The organism is Protofrankia sp. Cj5, assembly GCF_917627405.1.
Taxonomy (GTDB): domain Bacteria; phylum Actinomycetota; class Actinomycetes; order Frankiales; family Frankiaceae; genus Protofrankia.
The window spans coordinates 1-6746 of the sequence record NZ_CAKJTO010000172.1 but is presented as its reverse complement, the minus strand read 5'-3'; the positions used below and the strand labels follow the sequence as shown (position 1 = coordinate 6746).

At 64.8% G+C, this 6746-nt stretch carries 4 protein-coding genes and 2 pseudogenes; 3 read left to right on the top strand and 3 right to left on the bottom strand.

The window, feature by feature from the left end:
- The first annotated feature begins 1099 nt into the window (after positions 1 to 1099).
- The 3 genes from MJ777_RS21795 (at position 1100) to MJ777_RS21785 (ending at position 3039) form a co-directional block, all read left to right on the top strand.
- Positions 1100 to 2164, top strand: coding sequence for an integrase core domain-containing protein (locus tag MJ777_RS21795; RefSeq protein WP_370652812.1), 1065 nt, complete (start codon positions 1100 to 1102; stop codon positions 2162 to 2164).
- Between the two features lie 61 nt (positions 2165 to 2225).
- On the top strand, positions 2226 to 2804 hold the full coding sequence (locus tag MJ777_RS21790; RefSeq protein ID WP_239377642.1) for a DUF5753 domain-containing protein: 579 nt from the start codon (positions 2226 to 2228) through the stop codon (positions 2802 to 2804).
- A gap of 22 nt (positions 2805 to 2826) precedes the next feature.
- Positions 2827 to 3039, top strand: a complete 213-nt coding sequence (locus tag MJ777_RS21785; protein WP_239377641.1) for a DUF397 domain-containing protein — start codon at positions 2827 to 2829, stop codon at positions 3037 to 3039.
- A gap of 103 nt (positions 3040 to 3142) precedes the next feature.
- Here the strand turns inward: MJ777_RS21785 and MJ777_RS21780 are convergent.
- The 3 genes and pseudogenes from MJ777_RS21780 to MJ777_RS21770 form a co-directional block, all read right to left on the bottom strand.
- Positions 3143 to 4236, bottom strand: a pseudogene (locus MJ777_RS21780) (IS110 family transposase).
- A gap of 281 nt (positions 4237 to 4517) precedes the next feature.
- Positions 4518 to 5228: an IS6 family transposase gene (locus tag MJ777_RS21775; protein ID WP_239377640.1), complete on the bottom strand. Its 711-nt coding sequence runs from the start codon at positions 5226 to 5228 to the stop codon at positions 4518 to 4520.
- A gap of 132 nt (positions 5229 to 5360) precedes the next feature.
- A pseudogene (locus tag MJ777_RS21770) lies at positions 5361 to 6746 on the bottom strand (lipase family protein); the annotation flags it as partial.

Genomic DNA, 6746 nt, shown 5'->3' with positions numbered 1-6746 from the left:
CCCGAGACCCAGCTGAACAGCTAGATGCGCCGGGATGAACCGGCTTGGAGATGGAGATGAGAGAGCTCTACGTCGAAGGGCTAGCGCCCCACGGTGGCCCCGAGTCATGCGTCGGCGCCCGTGAGGGCGTAGGCGAAGCGTTGACAGGGGTACGTGTAGGCCGGGCTATTGAGCCGCGAAATCAAGGCAATCGGGGTGTCGACACAGTTAGCTGGGTGGAAGGCAACACCGACGGGAGCGTTATGCGCGAGCTTCCGGAGGGCCCCGCGCGGTCGGAGAACCATGGCATGCACGGAATCTCCATGCACGAGAACCGGGAGGCCCCGCGTCCGCCCGCCGGATTGATGGCCGGCGGAACGCCCAGGCAACGCCGAGGCGGCAATCCTGGGATGCACGAACGCGGGAAGTCGGACATGCCCGTAGTACCTGTGATCCAGCCGAACAAGGCCGCGCGAGCGGCTACGGAGGTGGGGGAGGAAAGGGGCATGGCCAAGCGAAACGCGTCCCGGACACAGAGCCGGACCAGACGCGCCCAGCGCGTTGGACCGTGTGCGCCGAACCGCACGGCAGAACAAGGAAACGCGGTTCACCGCGCTGCTCCACCACGGTGACCCGGACCGCCTGCGGGCGGCATACCGGGCGATCCGCCCGAACGCCGCCGCCGGGGTGGACGGGATGACGTGGCGGGAGTACGGACAGGACCTGGAGGGAAACCTGCGGGACCTGCACGCCCGGATCCACTCGGGGCGCTTCCGGGCGAAGCCCTCGCGAAGGGTGTACATACCGAAGGCAGACGGGCGGCTTCGGCCGCTCGGCATCGCGATGGTGGCTTCATACTGCCCTCCTGCGCAGTGGCGCTTTCTAAATTGTCGAGGCGGATGTCTGGTTTGGGTAGAGATATCGGTCTCGACTCGGCGGCCGTTTTGTCGGTGTCCCGGTCTCGGTGGGGTGCCCGGGGCCGGGATCAGGCCGTCGGCGCCGCCACGGGTTGCGGTAGGCGGGCTTCGAGGCGGCCTGTGGGGCTCCAGAACCCCGATTTGGGCGGCGACCTGCGCGTTTGCCTGCCGGACTGGGTCTGCGTCGGGCAGGCTGGATGGTCATGGTGTGGTCGCTGCTCTACGCCCTGACACGCAACACTCTCGGACTGATGTTGCTCCGCGTGCGCGGGGACACCGCGAAGGACGTGGAGCTCCTCGTCCTGCGACATCAGGTGGCGGTGTTACGACGGCAGGTGCACCGTCCGACGCTGGAACCGGCGGATCGGGTGATCTTCGCAGCCCTGTCCCGGCTGCTGCCCCGAGCCCGCTGGGACGTCTTCTTCGTCACCCCGGCCACCGTGTTGCGCTGGCACCGTGACCTCCTCGCCAGGAAATGGACCTATCCGCGGAAGTCGCCCGGACGGCCACCGGTCCGCCGGGAGATCCGCGATCTGGTCCTGCGCCTGGCGCAGGAGAACCCGACCTGGGGCCACCGCCGGATCCAGGGCGAACTCGCCGGGCTGGGCTACCCGGTCGGGGTCGCCACCGTCTGGCGGATCCTGCACCGCGCCGGTGTCGACCCCGCGCCCCGGCGGGCCGACGCCACCTGGCGCACGTTCCTGCGCGCCCAGGCCTCCGGCCTCCTGGCCTGCGATTTCTTCACGGTGGACACCGTGTTCCTCCAGCGGATCTACGTGTTCTTCGTCGTCGAGCACGCCACCCGCCACGTTCATGTCCTCGGGGTTACGAAGCAGCCGACCTCGGCGTGGGTCGCCCAGCGGGCACGGAACCTGCTGATGGATCTCGAGGAGCACAGCCGCCGGTTCCGGTTCCTCATCCGTGACCGCGATACGAAGTTCACGGCTTCGTTCGAGGCAGTCTTCACCGGGGCCGGTATCGACGTGGTACGCACACCGCCGCAGTGCCCGCAGGCGAACGCGATCGCGGAACGCTGGGTCGGCACCGCCCGCCGCGAATGCACCGACAGACTATTGATCGTCTCCGAACGGCACCTGACCACCGTCCTCACCAGCTATGCCGAGCATTTCAACACCCACCGGCCTCACCGCTCCCTCGGCCAGTACCCGCCCGACTCACCACCCGTGTTCACCCCGACCCCGGGGTCCACCGTCCGTCGCACACGCATCCTCGGTGGGCTGATCAACGAATATCGCAGCGCCGCCTGACGACACCCCCAGACGATCACGTCAGTTGCAAAAGTGCAGCTCACAGGCCGAAACCCGGATTTTGGAGCCCCACAGGTTCCAGGTCTACGTCGGCCTCGAGACCGAGGCGGCCTTCATCCACGAATACAGCGCCGAGCTCATGCCCGGTCTCCTGCAGACCGCCGAGTACTACCGTGCCTTCATGCGGGCCACTCCGGCCATCGGTAACGACGACGAGATCGAACGCAAGGTCGCGGTACGGATGACACGCCAGGAGCGTCTCCGGAGCGACGAGCCACCAACACTGTGGACGGTGCTGAACGAAGCCGTCATCCGCAGAGTGGTCGGCGGCGCCGAGACGATGCGCGCGCAGCTTCGCCACGTCGCCGAGATGGCCGAGCTGTCCCACGTCAGTGTCCAGGTGCTGCCGTTCCGGGCCGGAGCGCATCCCGCGATGGACGGATCGTTCATCGTCCTGGGCTTTCCGGAACCCGCCGACCCCGACGTGGTCTACCTGGAGAGTCAGGGGGGCAGCCTCTACCTGGAAGAGACACCGCACGTCACGCGCTATACGCTCATGTTCGACCACTTGATCGCTAAAGCCCTCGATCCTGACGAGTCGAGACGGCTCATCGCCCAGGTGGCCGACGAACTGACGTGACTACCGGCAAAGGGGGTGCGGGGTGGCTCACCAGCGCGTTGACCTGTCTCGCGCCGTATGGCGCAAGAGCGCCCGCAGCAACAACGGCGGCGCCTGCGTCGAGGTTGCACGCAACCTGCCAAGTGTCGTCGCTGTACGTGACTCCAAAGATCCCGACGGCCCAGTGCTGATCTTTACGCGTGACGAGTGGGTCGCCTTCATCGGCGGCGTGACCGATGGAGAGTTCAACGTATAGCTTTCCGAGCTGATATTTACCGGCTTGGTGATCCGCCACCAGGCAGAGACCGACTCCGCCCCCCCGACTGATGAGTCCAAGTGGCGCTGACACCCCTGTGTTGTCAAGTGGCCGTAGTGGCCGCAGTGGCCGGTGGGCTGGTGCGCGGGATGGCGTTGTAGATCTCGCGGGCGACGTAGCGTTTGAGGCAGCGGGTGACCTCACGTGGGGTCTTGCCTTCCGCGAGGCGTCGTTGTTGGTAGGTGCGGGTGCGGGGGTCGCAGCGCAGACGGGTGATGACAATGCGGTGAAGGGCGGCGTTGGCCTGGCGGTCGCCGCCGCGGTTGAGGCGGTGACGGTGGGTCTTGCCGGATGACGCTTCGATCGGGCTGACACCGCACAGGGCTGCGAAAGAGGCGTCGCTGGCCAGCCGTTGCGGGTTGTCGCCCGCGGCGATGAGGAGGGCCGCGGCTGTATCTGGTCCCACGCCAACGCGGGTGAGCAGGGCGGGGGCGTGACGGGTGAGCAGGGTGGTCAGCTGTCGGTTGAGGTCGTTGACCTCGTCGGTGAGCTGCAGGATCCGGGTGGCCAGCCGGCGCAGCGTGTAGCGCGCGGTGGTTGGGTGTCGAGCGGTGCGACCTCATCGAGGGCGGCGCATCGGCGGACGAGGGTCACGGGGCCCAGTCCTGCGAGGGATTCACGCAGCGCGGGATCGGCGCGGACCAGGACGGCCTTGAGATGGTTGACGGCCTGAGTTCTGGCTTTGACCGCGGAGGTCTTGGCCAGCCGGAGCATGCGCGCCATCTCGGCTGGTCCGTTTCCGGTCTTCGCGATCGCGGTGGCCTGGCCGGACAGGACGGCACGGGCGGCCGCTTCGGCATCGAGGGCGTCGGTCTTGCCTCGGCGTCGGCGTGCGGCGCGGTCGGGCCGGTTGATCTCGGACACGGCGATACCGGCCGCGAGTCGATGGCGGGTCAGGGCGGCGCCGTAGGAGCTGGTGCCCTCGATGCCGGCCCGGCGGAGGGTTCCGTGTTCGCACGCCCAGGCGAGCAGGTGCGCATAGCCGTCAGCGGTGGTCGGGAAGGTTGCGCTGGCCAGCAGCGCGCCGACCGGGGTGAGGACCGCGGCGATGTGCAGGTCCTTGTGGGTGTCGACGCCGAGAACGACTTCATTGTCGCGGCTGGCGGCGATCTGGTCTGCTTCCGTGGGGTGAGGCATGCTGGCCACAGGCTGTTCGTCTCCTGCTCGGCTCGGGAACGGAAAGCCGTCGCCGGACCGGCAGGGCGGTCAGAACTGTGACGGTGCCTTGTAGCGGCAAGGCCCCTGTCGGGACACGCCCACCGGTCCGGTCGACACATCCCCGGACGGCAGCCGACAGGTCAGCGCGAAGGCATCACGCCAGTTGCATTGCGGGTCAGACCACCGCCCGAGGCAGCACCATGAACTCACAGTTGCATTGGGTGGAGGCGAGGCATCGGGGAGCTGTGTTCGGTGGGTGGTCAGACGGCCAGGGTGAGTTCGGTGAAGGCAGCCGTCAGCCGCTGGCGAGGTTCGGCGTCGATGCCCAGTTCGTAGTGGCCGCGGCGGATGTTCTGCACGAACGCGTGCCCGGAGCCGATGATCTGTGCGGAGCGGAGGCCTTTCAGGCCGCGCATCGGCCGTAGCCGTGCCTTGAACCGGCCGTGGTCGGCTTCGATCGGGTTGTTCGCATACCGGTCATCGATGTGATGGTCGGCAGGTAGCTGCTCGTCGAGGACCCGGGGGTAGAAGGCGGCCCGGTCGGTGGTCACCTCCACCGGGCGGCGGCCGTGGGACAGGGCCCGGGTGAAGAACCGGCGGGCCGCGGCCAGATCCCGTTTCTCGGATGCCATCACGTCGATGACCTGCCCGAACTGGTCGATCGCCCGGTACAGATAGGTCCATCGTCCGGCGATTTTCACATACGTTTCGTCGACGAACCAACAATCACCCGGTGTGTGCCGGCATGGCCGGGCCGCGTCGATCAGCAGCGGGGTGAACCGGCGCACCCACCGGTAGACCGTGACGTGATCAACCTTGAGGCCGCGTTCGGCGAGGAGTTCCTCGACGTCGCGGTACGACAGGGCGTACCGCAGGTACCAGCGGACTGCCAGGATGATCACCTCGGGTGGGAACCGGAACCCGGCGAACTCCGACGTCGGAACCGGTGGACGGACACGACGTCGACGCATCACTCGATCATGACCGGTCAGGAGCTGCGGGACAACGGACTCTGCCGATGCAACAGTGCCCCCGCCAGCATCCCCGACCTCGGCCTCCACACCGCCCCCGCCCGCCCGGGATGATCCGGAATCACCCACCTCTCAAAGAGAAGCACCCCCATCCCGGTCGGTGAATGGCTTTTTAAGGAGATTCCACCCTTTTTTAGAGGCATCTTCAACGGCGCCCACGCCGATCTCAATGGCGCCCCCGGTGGCGTCAAGGGCGCCCTTGCCGACATCAAGGGTGCCCTTGACGCCCGTCATGATGCCCGCGACGACCTTCTTGCCGCCTGACGGACTGTAAGGCGGCCCCGGATTCGGACGGCATGAGGATGCCGGTCTTAGGCTGTCGTCACCGAACTCGCTTCTTTTGGATGAAGCAAGGGCGTCAATATAGTATTGGGGAAGGTGATCTGTGATTGAGTATGCCGGCGGCAGATTCAGTCTATCCAATATCGGAATCTGCTCAGTTGCAAGGGAAGTAAATGCCTCGGCGAGTCCTAGTACGGAGTTCATTTGCCCGGTAGGCCTATCAGCCCTAAACCATGTCGAGTCGCTCCATCTCCATTCCTCGCCGAAATGGGCGAATTTACCCGCATCCTTCGAGGGGAGACGCGGTACCGGATCGCGGCAGTAGACGTAGCGAATCAGCGGCGCCTTGAACTCGCCATCGATACTATCGTATGCTTTCTCAAGTCCTTGTGGACCGATCATCGGCTGACCGAAAGTATATACGGCCCGAAGAGCTCTTCCAAGCACCTCTTGGTACTCGGGATCGGTCATAACCATAATGCCCATAATGGCGGCCATCGCAGCACCAAGGCTGTGGCCGGTAACGTACAGCGCGGGCAGTGGTTTGTTGGGATCCGGAAGTATGTCTTCCGTGCTACTCTCTATATCGGGACTCAGCACCGACTTCCTGGCCATGGCATACTGCAAGGTCCGCAGTACTTCGTAGCGGGTTATTCGAACGTTACGATGGAAGCCGGCGTGGATCTCATATTTTGAATTTTTACCTAGGTTAATGGTCGCAGGTTCGTTGGAACGGACCTGAATATTGGTGAGCCAATTGAGGAGATTTGCTGGTTCGGTACCGCGGTAGGCCAAGATTACTACGTCTCTATTCTTGCTCTGGACGATGAAGGCCGTCGAAAAAATTAGCATTGCATCGATATGCTCGGCGACCACCCGACACTCGTTCTCCAGTAGACCCATACGCGCCATCATTGTGGCGACCGCATTAGGGTGCTGCATGGTTTCTTGCACCCGCACGTCTTCTTGTATTTGCCCATATGCATAGCCTGCGCAGACAGCCATTACGTGGCGAGCTACATCGTCAGGATGCTCACCTTTCCTTAGGCTTTCCAGGTACTGCTCCAGATCTCTATAGACGGGAAAGTTACGGTTCGCCCCTACGTTGCGTTTGAATGGTCTTAGGGTTTCCATGCTAGGAGCTCGAGACTTTCCTATGATCATAACCCCTCCCGG